The sequence below is a fragment of the Nocardia sp. NPDC051750 genome, assembly GCF_044453135.1.
Classification (GTDB): Bacteria; Actinomycetota; Actinomycetes; order Mycobacteriales; family Mycobacteriaceae; genus Nocardia.
Genome location: NZ_JBITCK010000007.1, coordinates 110,689 through 132,672, shown reverse-complemented (window position 1 = coordinate 132,672; position 21,984 = coordinate 110,689). Strand labels below are relative to the sequence as shown.

Below are 21,984 nucleotides of genomic sequence, written 5' to 3'. Positions count from 1 at the left end.
TCACATGACCGTCGATTTGCCGGAGCGGACAATGGCGGAGTCTGTGTATCAGCAGGTCCGCCGCAGGATTCTCGAGGGGCGTATCAAGCCCGGGACCCGTATTTCCATCCGGTCGCTGGCACAGTCGGCCGGAGTCTCGACCATGCCGACCCGGGAAGCGCTGAAGCGCCTGCAATTCGAAGGGCTGGTCGCGTTCGATCGGCGGGCGGTCACGGTGACGGCACTCGACGCGGACGAGATCCGTCAATTGTTCGCTATCAGGCTGACACTGGAACTGCTCGCCACCGAGTGGGCGCTGATCCGTCTCGACGACAACGGTATTGCCGCGATGCGCGCGGTCCTCGACGAGATGGGCGACCCCGGCATCGCACCGGATGAATGGCGTGAACTCAATCGCAAGTTCCACCAGACCTTGTACGGATATGCCGAGAGCCGATACCTCAACGAGCTGATCCACAACATCTGGGACCGCATCCAGCCGTACATGGCGATCTACGCCACGGCGCCGCACAACCTGGACGACGCGCGGCAGGACCACGAACACATGTTCCGCCTGATGGTCGACCGGAAGCTCGATGAGCTCCTCGACGCCACCCGGCATCACATCGGAACAACCGCGGAGGCCATTGTCGGCGCGCTCGGCGCACCCCGCGGAGCAGATATCGAAGCCACGACGAATTACGAGGAACTGTCGGTCGATTCGTTCCACCGCATGCTCGAGCGCGGCGAGACGACCAGCGCGGAGCTCACCGGCTGGTATCTGACGAGGATCGGCGATATCGACTCGGCCGGCAATCCGGACGGGCCTCAGCTGAACTCCGTCGTGACGGTCAACCCGGCGGCCCTTCGAGAGGCCGCGCGACTGGACGAGCAGTACGCGCGCACGGGCAAGCTCGCCGGTCCGCTCCACGGCGTTCCGGTCCTGATCAAGGACCAAGGTGAAACACGCGGTATACCGACATCCTTCGGATCCGAAGTGTTCGCCGATTACGTCCCCGACGTCGATGCCGCGGTCGTGCGACGGCTCCGGGAGGCGGGCGCTGTCATCCTGGGCAAAACCGCCATGTGTGATTTCGCCGCGGGCTGGTTCTCCTTCTCGTCGCGGACCGGCCACACCAAGAACCCCTATGACACCGACCGGGAGACAGGCGGTTCGAGCGCCGGTACCGCGGCGGCCGTGACCGCGAATCTGTGCCTCGTCGGCATCGGCGAGGACACCGGCGGATCGATCCGGCTACCGGCTTCCTTCACCAACCTATTCGGCCTGCGGGTCACCACCGGGCTCATTCCCCGCACCGGCTTTTCACCGTTACTGCACTTCCAGGACACTCCCGGGCCGATGGCACGCACGGTCACCGACCTGGCAGCGGTCCTCGACGTCATCGCCGGGTACGACGCCACCGACCCGTACACCGGTATCGCGACAACCAACCCCGACGTCGGAAACTATGCCGCCGCGCTCAGCGATGTGAATGCAGACGCGCTGCGTACCTTCCGGATCGGGGTGCTGCCGGACGCATTCGGTGCGGGAGCAGACCAGGAGATGACGAACGCCGTCGTGCGGTCGGCGATCGACCGGCTCGGCCGGCTCGGCACCGAGGTGATCGACGGACTGCGTCTCGGGAACCTGGAATCGTGGATCGAGGAGACATCCCTCTACACCCGCTGTTCCAAGAGGGACATCAACAAGTTCTTGGCGCAGCGCCCCGGCGCACCGGCCACCTCGGTGGACGAGATCGTCGCGGCCGGGCGTTTCCACCCGCTCACCGACCTGTTCGGCGACCTCGTCTCCGGCCCGGACAATCCCGATGACGACCCGGCCTACCTGCGCGGGCGGCTGCGCCAGGAGGAATGGCGGCGCACGCTTGTCGCGATGATGGCGCAGGCCGGCGTCGACTTCCTGGTCTATCCCACGGTTCAGGTCCCGGCCCCCACTCACGCCGAACTCGAGGCGAAACGCTGGACCGCCCTGGACTTTCCGACGAACACCGTGATCGCTTCGCAGACCTCGCTGCCGGCGATGAGCATCCCCGCCGGCTTCACCGAGTCCGGGCTGCCGGTCGGCCTGGAGGTCCTGGGCCGGCCGATGTCGGAGCTCGCATTGCTGCGCTTCGCGCGGGCGTGGGAGCTGGCAGCCGCGCCGCGGCGGCCGCCGGCGCTGACCTCCTGAACTACCGATCGACCACCGATTCGCCACGTCAACGGTGACCTGGGCGCAGACCCCTTTTCGACAAAGGATGGACCCGCATGACAACGCGTACCCAAATACCACCCGACGTGGAACATGGCAAGCACGGTGGCCTCGAGGAGGAGTTCGAGAACGAACCCGTCCCCGGATCACATCGGCGATCGGTGTTCTCGGTATCGGCGGTGTGGTTCGGCTTCCCGATGGTTCTCACCTCCGCCATCTTCGGCGGCACCATCGCCTACGGTCTGGGCTTCTGGAAGGGGATCCTCTCCATCCTGATCGGCAACATCGTCCTGTTCGCCTACGTCGGCGCGCTCTCCTACCTCGCGGGAACAACCGGTAAGAACTTCGCGCTCAGCGCCGCCGAGACATTCGGGCGCAACGGGGCGAAGATCGTGGCCGGATTCCTGTCGACCGTCGTCATCGGCTGGTTCGCCTTCCAAACCGGTTTGACCGGAGCGACCCTGGAGACGTCGCTCGGCTGGAATGCCACACTCCTCGCCCTGCTCGCCGGACTCCTGTACATCGGTATCACCTTCATCGGCATCCGCGCGCTGACCGTCATCGGTCTCATCGCGGCACCGTTGTTCATCGCCCTCGGCATCGTCGCCGTGGTGATCGCGACGCAATCCGACGGCATCGGCGCGATCACCTCCTATCAAGGCGCGAGCGACGCGACGGTGCTCTCGATCGGCGCGGCGGTCTCGATCGTCGTCGCCGGATTCGTCGACTCCGGCACGATGACCGCCGACTTCACCCGCTGGTCCCGGAACGGTAAGGAAGCGGTCATCGCCACGTTCAGCGCCTTTCCCGTCGCGAACGCGATCGCCATGATCGTCGGCGCGATCGTCGTGGCCGCCGGCGCGACGGTGAACCCGGCCGCCAACGGTGGTGACTTCCTACCGATCCTCACCGACCACGGTGCGGTGCTGACCGTCCTCGCGGTCGTGTTCGTGTTCGTCAATCTCGGATCGGTCTGCGCCCACTGCCTGTACAACGGCGCGGTCGGGTGGAGCCAGCTCACCGGTTCGAAGATGCGGCTGCTGACCATCATCCTCGGTGCCGTCGGCGTGGTGATCGCGCTCGCCGGGGTGTGGAGCCATTTCAGTACCTGGCTCAACCTGCTCGGTATCTTCGTGCCCTCGATCGGCGCCGTGCTCATCGTCGATCAGCTGATCACCCGCCGCGCGGCGGCGCGGACGATCACGGGGTTCCGGGTACAGCCGTTCGCTGCCTGGATCATCGGCGCTGCCTGCGCCTACGCGGTGCATCACTGGGCGCCGCAGCTCAGCGAAGCCATCGTCGGAATGGTGTGCGCGGCCGGCGCCTACCTCCTCGTCGAAGCTGTCGTTCCGGACCGGATCAGCCGCACCGCGGCCGCCGGCACCACAGGAATCGAGGTGGCGCAATGACAACCGCATCCGATATCGGCCTGGCGGGAGCAACCGCGGTCGAGATCGCCGCGCTGATCCGAACCGGAAAGGTCACCGCGGCTGAGGTGGTCGAGAGTTCGCTTGCCCGGGTCGACGCGCTCGACGACAGCCTGCACGCTTTCGTCGAACGCACCGACACGATGGCGCGGGAACAGGCGGCTCAGGTGGATGCCGCCTTCGCCCGCGGTGACGATCCGGGACCGCTGGCAGGTGTCCCGATCGGCATCAAGGACCTGATAGCGACCGCGGGAGTACCCACCCGGAACGGGACGGTCGTCTACGGCGATTGGATTCCCGACGAAGACGATATCGTCGTGGAACGGGTCAAGAACGCCGGAGCGGTGATCTTGGGCAAGACCACGGTTCCGGAGTTCGGTTACAGCGCGGTCGGCCACAATCCGGTGTCGCCGCCGGCTCGCAATCCGTGGAACCCGGAGCTGACGCCCGGTGGATCGTCGGCGGGTTCCGCAGTGGCGGTCGCCACCGGTATGTCGCCACTCGCACTGGGCAGCGACGGCGGCGGGTCGGTCCGGATACCCGCGTCACTGTGCGGGCTGGTCGGGTTCAAGGCGTCCATGGGCCGGGTCCCGCTCTACCCGGGGTGCCGGGACGAGCGATTCCCCGGTATGTCGAGCTGGGAGACCATCGAGCACATCGGCCCGATGACACGCACCGTCGCGGACACCGCACTCCTCATGTCGGTGCTCGCGGGCCCGGATCCGCGGGACCGGCATTCGCTACCCGCCGGCGACGTCGATTGGCTCGGCGCGATTTCCGAGGGCCCGGCCCGGAGCCTGGCCGGCAAGAGAATCGCCTACTCGGCGGACCTCGGCTATCTTCCGGTCGATCCGCAGGTCCGATCGATTGTCGCGGCAGCGGTCGAGTCCTTCGAGAAACTGGGGGCGACGGTGGTCGAGGCGGACCCCGGAATCGACGACCCGCGCCCCTACATCTGGCCGATCGTCATGGCCGACAGCGACCTCGTGGGCATGCGCGGACTCGTGGCACAGCACCGGGATCGGATGTCACCCCATCTGGTCGAGCTGATCGAACGCCGCTGGACAGCAGAGGAATTCACCACCGCGCAGATGATGCGCAAGCGCGTGGTCAACCAGATGTGGCGGTTCATGCAGAACTACGACCTTCTGGTCACGCCGAGCCTGGCCGTACCCGCGTTTCCGATCGGCATCCAGGGGCCCGAATTGATCGACGGCCGGATGGTGGATTCCGGCAGCTGGCTGGGCTTCCTGAACATTTTCAACTGGACCGGTCAACCCGCGATATCGGTCCCGGCCGGGTTCACCACCGACGGATTGCCGGTCGGACTGCAGATCGCCGGACCGCACCTCGGTGACGCCGAAGTACTCGCGGCGGCCGCACTCTTCGAACAGGAACGGCCGTGGCACTCCCGGTGGCCCGAACTCGGGGAGTTGACACTCGACGGAACACGAGAGGAGTACCGCACACGATGACCGGACTCGACGGACTCAACCCGACACCGGGCGCGCTGGTGGTGGGATTGGTGCAGGCACAGGTACCCACCATCCACGAACCCGGCGATCTGAAGGTCACCGCGGAGCGACTCGCGGACATCGTGAAACGCGCCAAAAAAGGCATGCCCACCATCGATCTGATGCTCGTGCCGGAGTACAGCATCAACGGGCTGGACCCGGAGAACTGGCTCGACAACGCCTTGCTCTGCGACCGGGACGGCCCGGAGATGACGGTGCTGGCCGACGCCTGCCGCGAAGCCGAGGTGTGGGGCTGCTTCTCGATCATGGAACGCAATCCGGACGGCGCGCCCTGGAACAGCGGGATCATCATCGACAACGAAGGCCGTGAACGTCTCTACTACCGCAAAATGCATCCCTGGGTCCCCGCCGAACCGTGGGCACCGGGCGACCTCGGCATCCCGGTATGTGACGGACCGTCCGGGTCCAAGCTCGCACTGATCATCTGCCACGACGGCATGCTGCCCGAGATGGCGCGCGAGGCCGCCTACAAGGGCGCGAATGTCATTCTGCGGACCGCAGGCTATACCTACCCGATCCGGCAGGCCTGGCAGATCACCAATCAGGCGAACGCCTTCCAGAATCTGGCCTACACGGTCTCGGTGGCCCTGGCCGGCTCGGACCAGAACAATATCTGGTCGCAGGGCGAGGCCATGGTCTGCGATATCGACGGCACCGTCCTGGTGCAGGGGGACGGGACGCCCGATCGGGTGGTCACGGCGGAGGTCGTTCCGGCGCGGGCGGATCAGGCCAGGCAGACCTGGGGTGTCGAGAACAACATCTACCAACTCGGTCACCGCGGCTACTCGGCCGTCGAGGGCGGCGCACGGGACTGCCCGTACACATTCATGCAGGACCTGATGGCGGGCACGTACCGAGTGCCGTGGGAATCCGAGGTCCACCATATGGACGGCACGGGCGCGGGCTGGAGTGTGCCTGCCGAGGTGCGGGCGCGATGAGCCGGGCAGAGCGGTATCCCGCCCGGCCCTGACCGCGCCGTTGCTGTGCTGCCGCCACCCCGGCCCCCCTCATCGGGCCGGGGTATATCGGGCGCTCCCGTGGTGGCCACCCGGCAACGAACCCCGGCAGTCCGCCCAGGTTTGTACTTCCGGCCGTGGCTCTCGTGCGCTCAGACTGCCGGCACCGAACGATGTGCCTCGACGACCGCACCGATCCACGGCAGGACTGCGTCACGAACCTTCACGGTTCGTGGCAGCAGACCGTTGGCGTGCAACAAGTCTGCCGAACGCTGCTGTTCATCGAGGAATTCATCGGTGACCGAGCCGATCCCGAAGGGTCGTCCACGCAAGGCTGATTCCCAGCGATCGAGATCAGCGGTGCCGCCACGCCGTTCGGCATCGTCGACGAAGAAACGTGCCGCTTCGCGCGGGTTGGCGACGATCCACGCATCCGATTCCTGCAGCGCCGTGATGATCGCTTCGAGTTCCGGGCGATGATTCTCGGCGAACTCGCGCCGGACGAACCACAACGACGGGTGGCTGAAGAGACCGTCGGTGTGGACGAGGGTGTGTACCGGCGCGGTGGCCTCGACCTCGGCCAGTACCGGGTAGGCACCGACCCATGCGTCGAGATCGCCGCGCAGCAACGCGGCACCACCGTCGTTCACGTCGATATCGACCGGCACGATATCGGACCAGCGCAGCCCCTCGCGGTCGAGCGCGAGCAGCGCCAGCGTGGTCTGCCACGAACCGTGCGCGATCCCGACCCGCTTACCGCGCAGATCGGCGACGGTGCGGATACCGGAGTTCGCGAGGCTCACCAACCGCCCGTTTTCGACACGAGGGCCGGATATCCCGACATACACCAGGTCACGCCCCTGCCCCAGACCGGTGATCGGCGGGGTGAACCCGGTGCCGATGAAGTCGTAGCCGCCGTCGGCGAACAACCAGTCCGAATGCAGCGTCGGCAGGCCCGCCCGGGGATCGACGCGCGGCGGAGCCGGTAGCTCGCGCAGGTCCACCCACTCGACGTCCCGGAGGTGGGGTTCGAGCAGGCCGTTGTGGCGCAGCACGAACAAGGAGTTGTTGTTCGGGAAGTAGCCGATACGAACAGTCATGGGAAGGCTCCTTTTCGGCTGTTTCTCAGACCAGCCCGCGGCGGCGGGCCTCGTTGAGCAATCCACTGCGACCCCACTGCGCCACGAGGTTCGTCGGGTCGAAGTCGACGGAGCCGCCGACGAGTTCACCGAGCGCCTGGTACTGGGCGCCCTCTTCGAGCAGAACCACGAATTTGGCGAGATCGAGCAGGCCCGACCGGCCGATCACATTGACGCCGCCGTTGGCCTCGAAGATGGCGACGAGGTCCGGATCGTCGGCGAGGCGGTCGAGGATGAAATCGCCGGGAGCCTGGCTGCGGTCGATATGGGCCGGGATGTCCCGGGAGAGGGTCAGGCGCTGCGAGGCCGCGTACTTGATACGCAGGGTGCGGTGGGTCTGTGCCCACCCGCCCAGCCACGGTGTGTGGACGTGCACGATCGAGGTGATCTCGGGGTGCTTGCGGAACACCTCGGCGTAACCGGTGACGAACCCGGCCCGACCGTCGCCGGCCAGTACCTCGCCGTCGAACGTCGCGAGGATCGGCTGCGCGCTCCGGTCCTCGGCCCACGGGCCGGGCTCGTTGAGCGCGACGGCCAGTTCCTCGCCGGGGACCCGCTCGACGAAGTTCACGGTGCCGTTGGCGGAAACAGTGCCGGTCTCACGGAATACCCGGAAGGCGGTGTCGGCGGCGCGGCGCGCGTCGTCGACGAAAGCCTCGACCGCGGGGGTGACGCGGGCTTCGGTGCTGGTCATGACGTTTCTCCTATCGGGTGGAAAGGGTGCGGACCCGGGTGGGCGTGGTGCGCCGGAGCAGCGGCAGCACTTCTTCGCCCACGCGGTACGCCTCTTCGAGGTGGGGATTGCCGGCGAGGATGAACGCGTCCACGCCGAGGTCGATCAGTTGGTCGAGGCGTTCGGCGATCTGTTCGTAGCTGCCCACGAGCCCGAATGCCGGTCCGCCGCGGATGAGGCTGAACCCGCACCACACGTTGGGTTGGACTTCGAGGTCGCGGTGACCGGTGATGGTCTCCGGCACCCACCCTTTGATCCGGGCGGCACCGACGGAGTCGCCCTGGGCGGCGCGGTTCGCGGCCGCGCGGTCGACGAAGGCCCAGCCCTTCTCGATCTCCGCCCATGCGGCCTGTTCGGTATGCCTGGCAACAATGTCGATCCGGACCGCGAACTTCGGTGTGCGACCGGACCTCTCGGAATGTGCCCGGACGCCGTCGAACTTCGCCCGCAGGTCGGCGAACGGTTCGAGCCAGGACAGGTAGTAGTCGGCGTGCCTGCCCGCGGCGTCCACGGCGGCACCGGACGACCCGGAGAAGTACACCTCGGGGAAGGGCCGGCCCGCCAGTAACGGTGGCAGCGCCGCACCCTCGGTCCGGAAGAACCGCCCGTCGTAGTCGAAGGGCGTGCCCTCCCATACGCCGCGCAGCACGTCGAGGAACTCCGAGGTCCGCGCATAGCGGTCGTCGTGCGCCACCTTGTCGCCCCACCACAGCTGAGGTGCGCCACCGCCGCCACTGATGATGTTGTAGACCAGGCGTCCTCCGGTGGCGCGTTGCAGGCTCGCGGACATCCGGGCGGCCTGGAGCGGGTGCAGGAACCCCGGCTGGAACGCCACCATGAAGCGGTAGGTATCGCTTTCCCGGGCGAGCGCGGACGCGGTGGCCCACGGGTCCTCGGTGATCGGGAAGGAGGGCAGCAGCCCACCGACGAATCCCGCGGACTCCGACGCCTTCGCCACCGCGGCCATATGGTCGATATAGCTGTATCCGTCCAGTCTGCCACCGCGGACCGCGGGCGCGATATTGCCCGGACCGTGGCCGCCGGCATGCCCGCGGTTGTAGCGACGGGGGGTGCGCAACGACGCATGGTCACCCTCCATACCGATGCGCCAGTAGAAGTCCGTGCTCACGACTTGTTCTCCTGCCCTGCGAGGGTGCGGCCGGCCGGGTCGGCGAGGTGCAGCAGATGCTCTCCGGTTCGGTGCAGTTCCTCGATATGCGGGCGCCCGGCCAGTTCGAATATCTCGATACCGCGCGTCCGATAATTTGAAAGTGCCTGCGCCACCTGTTCATAACTGCCGACCAGGCCGATCGGACGGGTGTAGCCGATGCGGTCGAAGCCCGACCAGCGCGCGCCGTCGAGTGCGAGCGCTCGGACCTCGGCGGCGTCTGCTTCCGGATGGACCTCACGCCACTGGCGCAGTACCCGTGCCCACGCCTCGTCCTCGGTCTCGCGCGCGATGACCGGCAGGGCAAGTCCCGCACGCACGGTGCGCCCGGACTTTCTCGCCGCATCCCGCAAGGACGTCACCGCATCGTCGACGCCGTCTGTGGTCTCGTCGAATACATGCACGTCGCCGTGCCCGGCCGACAGTTCGATCGCCTCGGGCGAATTGCCCGACAGGTGGACGACGGGAAACGGCAGACCCGACAGAATGCCACGGAATCCGCCATCGATGACGTCGTAGTATTCGCCGGCGAACTCGAAACCGGTACCTCCGAACCGGCCGGGCAGCACCTGTTCCTCGTTCCACACTCCCCGTGCGACCGTGAGGAATTCGGCTGCCCGCCGGTAACGATCGCCGCCGGTGACCCGGTCACCGCGCACCGCGGCCTCGGTGGCTTCGGTGTCGACGCGCAACCGCCAGTCGAGCCGGCCGTTCGAGAGCCGTTGCAGGGTTGCCGACAGCTTGGCCGCGTACACGGGTGTCCCGAACGCGGGATGGAATTCGACGCCGACCCGCAGGTGCCGTGTCTGCCGCAGGGCCGAACCGGCGACCACCCACGACTCCTCCCCCGCCGGGTCGTACGGGGCGACGATGCCATCGAGTCCGGACAGTTCGGCGGCGAGGACGACCTGGTCGAGGAACTCGAATCCGCCGCGATGAGCGGAGACGGAGCCGACGTGGCGACCATCTCCGCGAGTGGGCAACTCCCAGCGGAACTCGGTCACGCCGACACCTCTCGTTCGGCGGCCAGCCGCGCACTCGCCTGCTGCAGCGGCTCCGGGGCGACCCACGAGGCGAGATCGAAATCGGTGGCGAGGAAGCCGTGGGTGTAGAGGAACCGCTTCTGTATGTCGAGCAGCTCGATCCGCTCGTCGGACAGCGTCGGATGCAGGCCACGGTGGAAAGTGCCGCCGTACGCGGCCTCGACTCCCGCCGCACCGGAGAAGGTTTCCCGGGCGAGTACGGCGCGGACCTCATCGAGGTTGTCCGCGGCCCAGTTCGCGGCTCGCAATGTCTGTGTGAGGAACCCGACGACCAAGTCGGGGCGCGACTCCAGCAGGTCCGCGTGCACGGTGATCGGGCGCGGGGTGCCGTTGTTGACGCGCGAGCGCTTCGACTCGGTGGCATCCAGGTCCACCGCGGTACGCAGGCCGTGTTCGCGGGCGACCTCCTGAGCGCGAGCGCCCTTGACGTAGATCGCGTCGACGTCACCGGCGAGCAGCGCCTCCACACCCCAGGTGGTGATCCGGCGGCCCGCAGCGTTCTCACCCCGGACCTGCGGATTGCGTTCGACCGCGACCTCGACGGGCCGGACGTCCGCGAAGGCGAGCCCACCGAGCGCGAGCGCACTCGCGAACCCGTGCAGAGCCATCGCCCGGGGGAAGCTGCGGGCCCGGTCCTGCGCCCAGGCGGGAACCGCGATCCGCAGCCCGGCCAGGTCCCTCGGTCCGGAAACGGGTGAATCGGGTGCCACCAGGATCGCTTGCGCTTCGTCGATCCAGGTCAGGCCGATCAGCCTGGTGGGCGAGCCCTCCGCTCGTGCGGCGAGTGCGGGCACATTGCCGCCCTCGCGGATCAGGCCCAGCAGCTGATGGTCGAAATGTCGCGGCGCCAGTTCGGGACCGGCGTCCTGCAACACTCCCAGGCCTATCCCCGCCGCCGCGGCGGTCTCGCCCAGCCAGCCGAGACTATGGGCCAATCCGCTCGCGGTGGGCACGGGGCAGCGTGTGTACCAGAGAGTGTCGAGGACGGTGTCGGCGGCAGCGGTCATGGCGTGCTCCTTCAGGTGGTCGTGGGGGAAGGTGTGCGGCCGACACCGAGTTCGGCCAGGAAAGCCGCGCGGTAGCGCAGGGACTCCGGATCGGTGCGGTCCCGCGGGCGGGCGAGGTCGATATCGGTATCGACGGCGAACCGGCCCTCGTTGAGGATCAGTACCCGGTCGGCCAGCCGGACCGCTTCGTCGACGTCGTGGGTCACCAGCAGCACCGCCGGCCGGTGCCGGGCGACGAGGTCACCGACCAGATCCTGCATCTGCAGCCGGGTCAGCGCATCGAGCGCCGCGAACGGCTCGTCGAGCAGCAGCAGTTCCGGTTCGCGAACCAGCGCCCGGGCCAGCGCCACCCGCTGTGCCTCGCCGCCCGACAGGGTCGCGGGCCACTGCCGCGCCTTCCCGTCGAGGTTGACCTCGGCCAGCGCACGGGTAGCGCGCTCCTTCGTGTCGGCGGTGCGGCGCTGCCCGATGGTGACATTGCCGAGCACCCGCTTCGACGGGATCAGTCGCGGTTCCTGGTAGACGGTCGTCCGGCGGGCGGGTACGAGAATCTCTCCGCCGTCCGGCTTCTCGAGACCGGTCAGGAGCCGCAGCAGGGTGGTCTTCCCGGTTCCGGACGGGCCGAGCAGGACGACGAACTCGCCCCGGCGGATCTCGAGGTCGATCCCGTCGAGAACGGTGTTGTCGCCGAACTTCTTGTGCAGGCCGGTGATCGACACCGCAATCGGTTCGCCCTCCCTGCGGGCGGTTGCCGACGCAGGGCTCTGCGGGCGAGTGGACAGCGGCGGTAACGGTGCTTCGGGACTCATCGGGCCGCCACCTGACCGCGCCACGGCATCGCGAACCGTTCGATGATCCGGACCACTCCGTCGAAGATCAGGCCCAGTACCGCGTACAGCACCACACACAGCACCATGTAGTCGGTGCGGTTGTACTCCTGTGCGAGGGTCACCAGATAGCCGATCCCTTCCCTGGTTCCCACCTGCTCCGCCGCGATCAGGCCGGTGATCGCGATGGAAAGGCATATCCGCAGTGCCATCAGCACTCCGGGAAGTGCCGAGGGGAGGATCACCTCGATCACCAGGCGCGGGCCGCGCGCTCCGAAGCTCCGCGCCGCTTCGACCACCTTGCGATCGACATTGCGGACGCCGAGATAGGTGTAGGCATACATGGGCCCGACCGTGGCGAACGCGATCAGCAGCACCTTGAACGTCTCGTCGATACCGAACCAGGCGATGAACAGGGGAACCAGCGCGAGGAACGGAACCGCCCGGTTGATCTGCATCGTGGAATCCACGAGTTCCTCACCGAGGCTGGACAACCCGGAGAGGACACCGAGGATCAATCCCGTCACGACCCCGAACAACACACCGAGCGCGGCACGATGGAACGAGGCGATCGAATAGTCGACGAGCTGTCCGGTCTCGTACAACTCCGCGAACGCCGTCCATACCTTCGGTGGCCCGGCGAGGATCTCCTCGGGAATCGCCCCGCTCGCCGACCCGATCCACCACACCGCAACGAGCAGGGCGGGTACGAGAAAGCGCAGCGGGATCGACACCCACCGGGGCCGGCGCCGACCGGCCCGGTACCGCGGCACCTCGAGGTCGGGTTCCCCGCGACGCTGCCCGGGGCCGCCCTTCGCGCGCGGCGTCGTCACGATGGCCATCTCATTTCCCCGGCGCCGGTGCGGGCTGGTTCCCTGCGGCGGCGAGCTTTTCCTCGAGCGGATAGAAGACATCCGCCGCGGTGACGGCCCGGGTGATCACCCCGTTCTGGTAGAACAGATCCGCCACTCCCTGCAGGTCGGCGGCGTCTTCGGCGGTCGGGTAGTGCGGCACCGACGCCCGGCGCCCGAGATCGATCGCGCGCTCGAGCCGGTCACCGGACAGCGCACGCGGCCCGGCCTTCTCGAACACGTTCTCGAAGTCTTCCGGGTTCGCCCGTTGCCGCTCGACCAGTTGCTGCAGCGTCTCGAGATACTTCGCGGCGACGTCGGGCCGCTCTTCGAGCACCTCGGTGCGGAACGCGACGATCGTGTTGTCCGTCGAGCCGACGGTGGCCTCGGTCGCGATCTCGATGGCCCCGCGAGCCTTGGCCTCCGCGTACGGATCGTTGAACGACGCCCACGCGTCGACCTGCCCGGTGGAGAAGGCGGAAGCGGCGTCCGATATCTGCAGCGGAACCCGCTCGACCCGGTCGACCGGAATCCCCGCCTGCTCCAGCGCTTTCAGCGTGATGTACTCACCCTTACCCGCCGGATTGACCGCGATCCGCTTGCCGACGAGATCCTTGACCTCCCGGATACCCGAGCCCGGTGACGCGATGATGCCGGCCTGATCCTGATCCACCGGGTCGGCGACCGCGATGATCCGGACGCCGACATCCTTCGACAGCGCTCCGACAACCGGGCTGTAGGCGCCACCGGAGACATCGAGCTCGCCGGCATTGAACAACTTGAGGTTCGCGCTGAACGACGGCGGAGCGTTGACCCACTCGATCTTCGCCCCCAGCGGGGCGAGCGCTTCGTCGAAAGTACCGTCGCGCTTGGCAACTGCGAGCGGACCGGAATTACCTTCGTCGGTGACCTCGAGGATGAAGTCAGGTTCACCGCCCGCTCCGGACGCGTCCGAATCTCCGCCGGAACCGCACGCGGCGGCAACCAACGCAACGACGGGGAGGATCGCGAGAGCAGCGCGCACTCGGGGTAGTCGGCGGTGGGGACGCATCGGTGTTGCTCCTAGTAAGAGATGGCGGCGTACTCAAGGAAGCTATGCCGCATCCGACGAGGCGCCCACCCTTACCTTTCCGATGACCGGAAAGCTTGACTCGATAACTACATATGTGTTTGTTCGCAGCAGAAGGTGAGGGCGGGCACGATTCCCCAAGATAAATGTGCGAGAAGGAAGCCGCTGGATGATCTCTCACTGAATCCGCTCTTTCCATATACCGGAAAGCTGGAGGGCCGAACAGGCACGCCCCGTGCTAGCGTCACCACGTGGAGCCCACATCCTCAGCCCATGGCGGACTCCAGTCCGTCACGCGCGCCCTGTCCGTACTCGCCTGCTTCCGCGACGGCGAAGACCTCGGCGTCTCCGAGATCGCCCGGCGGCTGGTCCTGCCGGTGAGCACGACCCATCGCCTCCTCGCCGCACTCGTCGAAGCAGGCTTCCTCGACAAAGTGAACTCGCCCAGCCGGTACCGGCTCGGGACCGCGCTCGCCGAATACGGTCAGATCGCCTACCGGCAGCACCGCATCCACCTGGCCGAGCCGCACCTCGAAGAGCTGGCGACGATCACGGGCGCAAAAGCGTCCATCGCGACGCGGCACGGTAACGATGCCGTTCTGCTGGGAACCAGCAGTTGGCGCGAAGCGGAGGGGCATGAACTACAGGGCCTCCGACTTCCCCTGCACGCGAGCGCACTCGGCAAGGTACTCCTGGCCTGGACGCAGGCCGGCGAGGACGAGCTGACCCGGTTGCCGTACGACAGTGGCACCGCACGGTCGATTTCCGGGCCGGAGGAGCTCGGGAAAGAACTCGCCCATACGCGGGAACGCGGGTACGCGTTCAACGACGAAGAGCTCGTGGACGGCTTCCGGACCATCGGCGTACCGGTAGGCGAGGAGCCGGGACAGGTCCGGTTCGCCCTCGGGCTGCGCGGCCCCCTCGAGCTGATGATCGACGAACGGATTCCGTTCTTCGTCGACCTCGCGAAGGTCACCGCCCGCAAAATCGCGGACGCGCTCCGCTGAGCATCGGATCTTCCCGACGCTTTCCGCACCCGCGCTGACCAGCGATATCCGGGCCAATCAGTGATCCACATCACAACATGTCAGGTTTTTCGTAGCTGCGTTGTCTTGTATTCGAACCCTCGAGTGAAGGAGACACCGTGAACAAGAACATCGATGTGGTGGTGATCGGCGGCGGATATGCCGGAGTGATGGCGGCCAATCGCCTCACGCAGCACAACGACGTGACGGTGACCGTGATCAATCCACGCGAGGTCTTCGTCCCGCGACTGCGACTGCACCAGCTGGTGGGCGGAACCCACGATGCGGTCGTCGAGTATCAGGACATCCTGGCGGAGAACATCCGGCTGGTCGTCGACAGCGTGACGCGGATCGATGCGGCCGAGCGCCGCCTGACACTGGCCGACGGCGGAACGATCGGCTACGACTACCTGATCTACGCGGTGGGCAGCGCCGGCGCAGTGTCGCGCGTGCCGGGCGCGGCCGAATTCGCCTACCCCGTCGCGACACTGGAGGCAGCACAGCAACTACGGTCGACACTCTTCGACAAACCCATGACGGCGCCGGTGACGGTGATCGGCGGCGGCCCGACCGGTATCGAAACCGCCGCGGAGCTCGCCGAACAGGGACGCGCGGTCACCTTGATCTGCGGCAGCGTCCTCGGCCCGTACCTGCACCCCAAGGCCCGGCGCACGGCCCGCAAGTACTTCGCCCGGCTCGGGGCGACGGTGATCGAAGGCCCCGACGCGACGGTCACGGCGGTGGCCCAGGACTCCGTCGAACTCGCCGACGGCCGGACACTGGCGAGCGAGGTCACGATCTGGACCGCGGGCTTCGATGTCCCCGATCTGGCCACCCGCAGCGACCTGAGCACCGACGCCGCCGGCCGCCTGCTCACCGACGAAACGCTGACCAGCATCGACACCGACCGCATCGTCGCCGCGGGCGACTCGTCGGCCCCCTCGAACCTGCCGTTCCGGATGAGCGCCTACACCGCGTACTGCCTGGGCGCCCACGCCGCCGACACCGTGCTGCACCGCATCGCCGGTGACCGACCCGCCCCGATCGACCTCGCCTTCCCCGCCATGTGCCTCAGCTTCGGCCGAAACGCCGGGATCTACCAGCTCGGCCACAAGAACGAAACCGGAATGCGACTGTACTTCAGCGGTTTCGCGGGCAAGAGACTCAAGGAATTCGCCTGCGAGGCCGGCATCAAACACCTGGCAACCGAAGCCCAGAAGCCCGGCTCACACCACTGGTTCAAGGACGGCAAACACCGCCCACAACTCCTGCAGGCCCAGCGCGACAACACGTCCGCACCGGTCACCTAGAACACCGAAATCCGCCACAGGCGCCTCGTCGACCAGAGCCTTACGGCTCACCGATCGCCCTCGGTGTCGACGAGGTCACGGGCGTAAATGCGACCGACGCGGACATTCTCTACCGATTAGTCCAGGCGGCTCGCATCGCCTTGTCACGGCGGCGCGGCCGAACCCGAATTCCGACCGTTCGCTATTTGCCGTCGGCGCGGCGCGCGAGCGCAGCCGTAATCAGCTCTCGCGCACCGCGGCCCGTCACCGACTGCTTCGCCAAGACATCGAACGCCCGACTGTAGAGCGCGAGTTCCCGCGGTTGGGTGAGATTCAGTGCTGCTCCGACACCCTCGACGAGGACCAATCGCTGATCGTGGATAACGAAATTCGTAGCCGACACCCGATACGGCGCCATCAACGGCACAATCCCCAGCAGAACCCGCGGGAGCGTCATTGCGGAAAGCAATCGGTCGAGCTGCCCGAACATCACTTCGTCATCCCCGACCGTCGTATAGAGCGATTGCTCACCGATCAGGTAGTGAACCTTGTGGTCGCCTCGGTACAGGAACTGCTGCTGGCGTTCCATCCGGGCGGCCACAGCGGCTTCGACATCACTGGGCACCTCGTTGAACTCGATGACCTGCCGGATGATCGCCTCCGCATAGCTCGGGGTATGGAGCAGTCCGGGGACGAGCGCAGGATCGTAGCCGCGGATGAGTTGGGTGGTGGCCTCGATATCCGCAGCGAGCTGCTGCCGACGGCGTACACCGCCGCCGAGGATGCGGCGCCACTCCAAGTAAGCGGCATCGATATTGCGGAGACCGGCGATCAGGTCGGGTATGTACTTGTCCGCGCCGGCCAGCGTGCACCAGGTCCGGACATCGTCCTCCGTGGGTGTTTGCTTCCCGTACTCGATCTTCGACACCTTGGAGGGATGCCAGCCCGCAAGGCTCGCGAACCGGCGCCCACTCAATCCAGCGTCTTTACGCAGGTCCCGCAACTGTTGCCCGAAAGCTGCCCGCGTATCGCGAACATCGGTCACCGGCCCACGTGCACCCGAACGTAATCGGCGTGCGGGACAGCGCGCTGCCACACGATATCCCGAACTCTCCGGCAACGGTCGACGATCGTGTGGTCTCGCGTCACCGCGGCCCCCGCCGCTGCGCCGTTGGGCGTGAACAGGGTGAACGCGACCGTTTTCTCGTCGAACAGCCAGTAGTCATCCGCGGTCAGGTCACCCGGGTCGACGCGCTGTCGCGGCAGATACCGGATGTCTTCGCCCGCGGCAATATTCTCACGGGCAACGACCAGACCCCACCTCGTGTAATCGACGTGCGGCTCGGTCACCACCCTGGCGCGGGTGAACTGCACACCACGTGAGGTGGCATCACGAACGATGGTCAGCCAGTCACTCAACCACCGATAGTCATCCTCCTCGCCGGCCAGGAACTTCCGGAACGGCTTCGATTCGTTCGGCACGCCGTAAGTGTCGTGGGTCTCCAGGTGGAAGGCCGATCGCTGGCAGGTGCGGAAGAGGTCGGTGAACTCACTGCCGGACAGATGGAGCATCGCGTCGGATCTCCTTTCCCATCTCTACCTCGATGCACAACTCATGATCCGGTACGTCCATCTGTGACAGTGCTTCCGGGTCGGTGACCGGCGGACCAGTGAGCGTGAATGTGCCGTGCCCCGTATCGGTCAACAGCGCCCCGAGGCATGTACCCGGCGTGAGAAACGCAAGGAGAGGATGCGGGATCTCGATCAGTCCGGGTCTACCGGGGACCCGCCACCCCTGCACGACGTAGGTCTCCCGATCGGTGGCGTACAGGGTCGGGGAGTGCTGGCCTTGGGTGTTCTTGCCGAGGAACTCGACTCGCATGGTGATCACTCCGTGGGTGAGTTGCGTTGTGGCTTTCTCATTGTCGCGCAACAACATCGAATATGTGGAGGAATCAGGCGCACCTCAGGACAATATTGAAGCAATCTGGAGCAATTTCCTGGTTCGAATACGAGGGACGCCTTTAGCTTCGATGCGAACCATCCGGCGCTCGCCTACACGAAACATTCATCGACACACCGCTTGTCGGTGGTCGGCGGGAGGCCGCGAATCGACACCCACAACGACGAGGTCTCCCATGACAGAGTCGCCCCCGCTTCGGGCCCGCGTACCGAATAACCAGACCATGGCCACCACCCCTCAGATCTGGCACAGCCGCAACCGCGGTCTGCTGGAACGAATCGTCGCCGGCCTCCGGGCTCTCGACCACCCCGCCGGCTGTAAGACGCAGAACCCGATGCGCGGCTACGCACACGCACACCAGGTGATGGCCGTGCACGCCCACCACCGCTGCCCCCGCTACGTCCTGGCCGTCCGATACACACAACAGGCACGACCGTGACAGAACGCCGACGAACGATCGCGCTGTGCCGACCCGATACCCCGGGCCGCGAAATCCAGCACCTGGCAGCGCGGTACAGCCTCGAAGTCGTCTACACGGTATTCACCGACACCGAATCATCGAAGCTCACCGCAATGATCGCCGTACAACACCTCATCGAACACGACGCCGAAGTCCTGGTGATCTCGAATCTCTCCGCCGCCAGGATCACTCACGACCAGCACTGGCGGGCCGTCCTCGCGGCCGCGGACATCATCACTTCCGACGGCCCGGTCGAGTACCCACCGCCGTCGCCGGACCGACGAACGACCCCCAGCGCCCCCTGACGTTCGCCCGCGGCGTACGACCGGAACGCGAACTGTAGTTCCGATTCGCCGGGTACTCACACGCGGCGTCGCGACGAAGGCCGCAATAGGGACCCGAACACCGCGCCGACTCACTCACTACCGAGCAGAGCATGCCCGCGAAAAACTCGGATGTGCCCGAAACACCAGCACGCTCACATCTTCGATCGGTTCGCAACGTACGAACGGTCTCGACCGACCGTACGCCGCTCCCGCCGCGAACAACCCGAAAGGCAACCAGCCCGGCATCAAAACCAGTACCAGCGGCCGTCCCACGGCATCGCCGAGAAGTAGCCATCCGAGTACTACCGGCACCAGAAGCGCAGGACCGGCAAGAAGGAGGAGCTTCGCGACATTGCGCCACCGATCCGCAGTACGCACACATTGGCTACACAACGGCCATTCAGCGTGGACCCGGGCACTTTTATCAGCCGGTTGAAACCGAAGAACCGCAGCGTAATCACCAGGGTGAAGAATGCCGCAACAAGGCCCAACCCGTGATCTGTTCCCGCTCGCCCCGGGGCCCTCGAAAGAACGTCAGTACCCCTGGGCGCCGTTCTACTGCATCAAAACCGTGCCGCGGGCAGAGACCCGGCAGCTCTTCAGAGATCTCCAACTCGAGCGGAGGACCGGAAGCCGATCCCAGGAGCTGCGCCGAGGAGACAGTACTGGACGCTTCGCGAAGCACCGCAGTGACCCGCTGGGATTCTTCCGGGTACCTCGCCACCTCAAACCAGCCAACTATTGCGCCGGTAGTACGTGGCTTCGTCGTCACCATCGTCGTCTATGGGAGCAACGACATTGTTCCTGCGACGAGCGGCGGCAGAGCGTGCAATCGCTTCACGTGTGTCCAGCTCGCCGACTTGCCCCGGCTGCGCTGGGAACCCGGCCCTGTCACCCCGTTGTACGGGGATTCCGCCGTTACCGTCCGACGGAGTAACCACATCCTGCTGCCTGCGCAACTCTTCGTCCCGAAGTCGCTGAACCTCGTTCTCCCGCAGTCGGAAAGATCCAACCTCGGGGTTTCCCTCGGTCGGGGCCGTCTGCTCGTTGCCCTGTCGCCCCTCCTCGGCCGCGCGCTCCGCCATGTCCTGCTGAAACTGACGCATTTTGGCCGCTGCCTGCTCGGCCAGTTCGCGGCTCTGGGCCTCTCGGCGGGCTTTGGCTTCCGCCATCTGCTCCACCATACGTTCGGAGTACCGGCGGCATTCCTCGCCGATCCGTTCGACTTCGCTCACCATATCTACCTCACCATTCGCGCCCGAGAGCCATTACCGCCATTCCTGCCCGGTGATCACAGCGGACCTGCTTCGGCCAACTGGGCACCGGTATCCACCGAAGGCGCCGGAGGAGGAGGCGGCGGCGCCTCTGGATCGGGGGAATCGTCTCCCGGTTCCTGTGGCGGCGGATAATTCTGGGGCTGATGCTCGCCGTCTTCCTGTGGCTTCCCGGCAGGAACGCCCGGAACTCCGGCAGGTTGACCAGCGGGCTGCTGATTCTCGGTTTCCGGTGGCGCCTCGCCGGGTGGGTTCTCGCCGACGATTGACGGCTTGCCGTCCGGACCGATTTCGACCTTGTAGGTCACCGGTTCACCGCTGGGACTGTCCACCACCAGTTTCAACTGACCGTCGGAACCCACTTCGAGTTTGTAGTTTTGACCGTTGAACTCGATACCCTTGTCACCGTCGGCATCCGGTTTACCGTCACCGTCCACGTCTTTATCCGGCTTGCCATCGCCGTCGAGGTCCTTGTCGGGCTCGCCGTCACCATCGGCATCCTGGTCCGGTACCCCGTCACCGTCCAGATCCTGGTCGGACTCATCCTCACTATCGGGATCGATCGCATTCTCGGCCTGTTCCCGGAGTTCCTCGAGCGTGCTGGTGATCTGCTGAGTAGCCGAGCTCACCAGGCTGTTCAGACCCTCGGTCAACTGGGTGCCGATACCCGACGAAGCAAGCTGAGTGCCCAGCGCGGCGATTGTGGACAGCGGATTGTCAGTACTGGTCGTGGTCGTCGAAGGTGTGGTGGTCGAGGGAGATGTTGTGGTCGAAGGTGTGCCTGTGGTGGACGGAGTGCCAGCGGGACTGGACTGGCTCGTGGTGGTCCCGGCCGGATTGGTGGTTTGGGGTGTCGACGAGCCCGCCGGGCACGGATACTTGGTCGCGTTCAGATATTCGAAGGACTTGACCAACTCATCGTAAATATTACCAATGTGCTGGTTCGCTTGATTGCATGCATTAACGAATGCGGTAATGTAAGATTCGTACTCTACTTTAAAGATGGTGTTCAACCATTTTTCACATTCCGCCTTCAATATGCCCAAGCCTGATGTATTTGTTGATTTTCCGCTGACATTCTCCGGGGTTGCAACAAGTGTTTTAACTGCATAATCAGGAAATGCCCGATTCACCCTGTCAATCAGACTGTCGGAGCCGAACAATGAACTAGTAGCGCCGAATTCACCCCTGACAAAGGAGATGATATCTTTGATATCTTCGGGGGTCTTACTATTGTCAACCTTGACATCGTCACTCGTCGAAATTTCGTTAGCCGCATTGGCGATTATCGCAAGAGCATCCCGCAGCGCCTGCGGCGTGGGATCCATTTCCCCATACACCTTGAGTACGACAGTGATGTCGGATTCGGACAGCTGTAGTTGCGTTGCCATCATATTCGAAGCCGCCGTAGCCGACTCACCCCACCACACCGTGGGTATAGTTTGCGAAAATGTCACCTGCCGGTTACGCTCCGGAGTGACCTTATCGAGCACCGCTTTAAGCCCATCAGCGGCATTCCGAAATGCATCCTCGTTCAAACCGTTCAACCGATAAAAGAGTGTGTGCAAATCCTGGTAAGACTTGAACTCCGGTGACTTAGCGTCACCCACCCATCGAAGATATTGATCTTCCAGCTTATTAAAATACCACAGCGCTTTCGAACCGGCATCGAACAATTCAGAACATTTACGATTCTCCACG

The 21,984-nt window shown here is 65.6% G+C and carries 21 protein-coding genes; 8 read left to right on the top strand and 13 right to left on the bottom strand.

Annotated features, from left to right (window positions below; translation table 11 throughout):
• Window positions 1–4: 4 nt before the first annotated feature.
• The 4 genes from ACIA75_RS28470 (at window position 5) to ACIA75_RS28455 (ending at window position 6,091) form a co-directional block, all read left to right on the top strand.
• Window positions 5–2,170, top strand: coding sequence for an amidase family protein (locus tag ACIA75_RS28470; RefSeq protein ID WP_397109381.1), 2,166 nt, complete (start codon window positions 5–7; stop codon window positions 2,168–2,170).
• A 77-nt stretch (window positions 2,171–2,247) separates the two neighbouring features.
• Entirely contained in the window at window positions 2,248–3,600 is a 1,353-nt protein-coding gene (locus ACIA75_RS28465) for a cytosine permease (protein WP_397109379.1), read from the top strand.
• Window positions 3,597–5,093 carry an amidase gene (locus ACIA75_RS28460; RefSeq protein WP_397109377.1) on the top strand — a complete coding sequence of 499 codons (1,497 nt, stop codon included), beginning with the start codon at window positions 3,597–3,599 and terminating at the stop codon, window positions 5,091–5,093. Before ACIA75_RS28465 ends, ACIA75_RS28460 begins: the two co-directional genes overlap by 4 nt.
• Window positions 5,090–6,091, top strand: coding sequence for a formamidase (locus ACIA75_RS28455; protein ID WP_397109375.1), 1,002 nt, complete (start codon window positions 5,090–5,092; stop codon window positions 6,089–6,091). Before ACIA75_RS28460 ends, ACIA75_RS28455 begins: the two co-directional genes overlap by 4 nt.
• Window positions 6,092–6,261: 170 nt before the next feature.
• Here ACIA75_RS28455 and ACIA75_RS28450 read toward each other — a convergent pair whose 3' ends face one another.
• Genes ACIA75_RS28450 through ACIA75_RS28415 form a run of 8 tightly spaced genes read right to left on the bottom strand, consistent with a single transcriptional unit; the run spans window position 6,262 to window position 13,928 of the window.
• Window positions 6,262–7,209 (bottom strand): ABC transporter substrate-binding protein, encoded by a 948-nt coding sequence (locus ACIA75_RS28450; RefSeq protein ID WP_397109372.1) that lies wholly within the window; start codon window positions 7,207–7,209, stop codon window positions 6,262–6,264.
• A 25-nt stretch (window positions 7,210–7,234) separates the two neighbouring features.
• Window positions 7,235–7,942 (bottom strand): class II aldolase/adducin family protein, encoded by a 708-nt coding sequence (locus ACIA75_RS28445; RefSeq protein WP_397109369.1) that lies wholly within the window; start codon window positions 7,940–7,942, stop codon window positions 7,235–7,237.
• Between the two features lie 10 nt (window positions 7,943–7,952).
• Window positions 7,953–9,110 carry an LLM class flavin-dependent oxidoreductase gene (locus ACIA75_RS28440; RefSeq protein WP_397109367.1) on the bottom strand — a complete coding sequence of 386 codons (1,158 nt, stop codon included), beginning with the start codon at window positions 9,108–9,110 and terminating at the stop codon, window positions 7,953–7,955.
• Window positions 9,107–10,153, bottom strand: a complete 1,047-nt coding sequence (locus ACIA75_RS28435) for an LLM class flavin-dependent oxidoreductase (RefSeq protein WP_397109364.1) — start codon at window positions 10,151–10,153, stop codon at window positions 9,107–9,109. The genes ACIA75_RS28440 and ACIA75_RS28435 overlap by 4 nt, the downstream gene beginning before the upstream one ends.
• Window positions 10,150–11,199, bottom strand: a complete 1,050-nt coding sequence (locus ACIA75_RS28430) for an ABC transporter substrate-binding protein (protein WP_397109362.1) — start codon at window positions 11,197–11,199, stop codon at window positions 10,150–10,152. Before ACIA75_RS28430 ends, ACIA75_RS28435 begins: the two co-directional genes overlap by 4 nt.
• Before the next feature lie 11 nt (window positions 11,200–11,210).
• Window positions 11,211–12,008, bottom strand: coding sequence for an ABC transporter ATP-binding protein (locus ACIA75_RS28425; RefSeq protein WP_397109360.1), 798 nt, complete (start codon window positions 12,006–12,008; stop codon window positions 11,211–11,213).
• Window positions 12,005–12,868 (bottom strand): ABC transporter permease, encoded by an 864-nt coding sequence (locus tag ACIA75_RS28420; protein ID WP_357238835.1) that lies wholly within the window; start codon window positions 12,866–12,868, stop codon window positions 12,005–12,007. The genes ACIA75_RS28425 and ACIA75_RS28420 overlap by 4 nt, the downstream gene beginning before the upstream one ends.
• 1 nt (window position 12,869) lies before the next feature.
• Window positions 12,870–13,928: an NrtA/SsuA/CpmA family ABC transporter substrate-binding protein gene (locus ACIA75_RS28415; RefSeq protein WP_397109357.1), complete on the bottom strand. Its 1,059-nt coding sequence runs from the start codon at window positions 13,926–13,928 to the stop codon at window positions 12,870–12,872.
• A 269-nt stretch (window positions 13,929–14,197) separates the two neighbouring features.
• Between ACIA75_RS28415 and ACIA75_RS28410 the strand changes: the two genes are divergently transcribed.
• The gene (locus ACIA75_RS28410; protein ID WP_397109355.1) at window positions 14,198–14,953 is read left to right on the top strand and encodes an IclR family transcriptional regulator; all 756 of its coding nucleotides are present in this window, start codon (window positions 14,198–14,200) and stop codon (window positions 14,951–14,953) included.
• 137 nt (window positions 14,954–15,090) lie between these two features.
• Window positions 15,091–16,281, top strand: a complete 1,191-nt coding sequence (locus ACIA75_RS28405) for an NAD(P)/FAD-dependent oxidoreductase (RefSeq protein ID WP_397109352.1) — start codon at window positions 15,091–15,093, stop codon at window positions 16,279–16,281.
• Window positions 16,282–16,462: 181 nt separating this feature from the next.
• Here the strand turns inward: ACIA75_RS28405 and ACIA75_RS28400 are convergent, their stop codons facing one another.
• The 3 genes from ACIA75_RS28400 to ACIA75_RS28390 are packed head-to-tail and all read right to left on the bottom strand — an operon-like array spanning window position 16,463 to window position 18,193.
• The gene (locus ACIA75_RS28400) at window positions 16,463–17,305 is read right to left on the bottom strand and encodes a helix-turn-helix domain-containing protein (RefSeq protein ID WP_397109350.1); all 843 of its coding nucleotides are present in this window, start codon (window positions 17,303–17,305) and stop codon (window positions 16,463–16,465) included.
• On the bottom strand, window positions 17,302–17,832 hold the full coding sequence (locus ACIA75_RS28395; protein ID WP_397109348.1) for a DUF6879 family protein: 531 nt from the start codon (window positions 17,830–17,832) through the stop codon (window positions 17,302–17,304). The genes ACIA75_RS28400 and ACIA75_RS28395 overlap by 4 nt, the downstream gene beginning before the upstream one ends.
• Window positions 17,810–18,193, bottom strand: a complete 384-nt coding sequence (locus tag ACIA75_RS28390; RefSeq protein WP_397109346.1) for a hypothetical protein — start codon at window positions 18,191–18,193, stop codon at window positions 17,810–17,812. The genes ACIA75_RS28395 and ACIA75_RS28390 overlap by 23 nt, the downstream gene beginning before the upstream one ends.
• Before the next feature lie 253 nt (window positions 18,194–18,446).
• Here ACIA75_RS28390 and ACIA75_RS28385 point away from each other — a divergent pair, with 253 nt between their 5' ends.
• Both ACIA75_RS28385 and ACIA75_RS28380 read left to right on the top strand, forming a co-directional pair.
• On the top strand, window positions 18,447–18,662 hold the full coding sequence (locus ACIA75_RS28385; RefSeq protein WP_397109344.1) for a hypothetical protein: 216 nt from the start codon (window positions 18,447–18,449) through the stop codon (window positions 18,660–18,662).
• Entirely contained in the window at window positions 18,659–18,988 is a 330-nt protein-coding gene (locus ACIA75_RS28380; protein ID WP_397109342.1) for a hypothetical protein, read from the top strand. Before ACIA75_RS28385 ends, ACIA75_RS28380 begins: the two co-directional genes overlap by 4 nt.
• Before the next feature lie 746 nt (window positions 18,989–19,734).
• Here ACIA75_RS28380 and ACIA75_RS28375 read toward each other — a convergent pair.
• Entirely contained in the window at window positions 19,735–20,247 is a 513-nt protein-coding gene (locus tag ACIA75_RS28375) for a hypothetical protein (RefSeq protein WP_397109340.1), read from the bottom strand.
• Window positions 20,248–20,300: 53 nt separating this feature from the next.
• Window positions 20,301–21,983: a hypothetical protein gene (locus tag ACIA75_RS28370; RefSeq protein WP_397109338.1), complete on the bottom strand. Its 1,683-nt coding sequence runs from the start codon at window positions 21,981–21,983 to the stop codon at window positions 20,301–20,303.
• Between the last annotated feature and the right edge of the window lies 1 nt (window position 21,984).